The 231-nt window shown below is 60.2% G+C and carries 1 protein-coding gene; it reads left to right on the forward strand.

The features are described 5' to 3' along the window. Positions 1 to 56: 56 nt before the first annotated feature. Positions 57 to 231: 50S ribosomal protein L29 (rpmC, locus tag SB751_RS35800; protein ID WP_410749706.1), on the forward strand; the 175-nt coding region annotated here is incomplete at its 3' end.

Genomic DNA, 231 nt, shown 5'->3' on the forward strand with positions numbered 1-231 from the left:
GCCGATTTCGACCACGTTCGTCGCGCGTCATATCGGTGCTTAAGGAGTACTAAGACATGAAAGCCAGCGAACTCCGTTCGAAAGACGCCGCCGAGCTCGGCAAAGAGCTCGAAAGCCTGCTGAAGGCGCAATTCGGTCTGCGTATGCAGAAGGCCACGCAGCAGCTTGCCAACACCAGCCAGCTGCGTAACGTGCGCCGCGACATCGCGCGCGTGCGTACCTTGCTGACCG

This window comes from Cupriavidus sp. SIMBA_020, from assembly GCF_046535395.1.
GTDB lineage: Bacteria > Pseudomonadota > Gammaproteobacteria > Burkholderiales > Burkholderiaceae > Cupriavidus > Cupriavidus campinensis.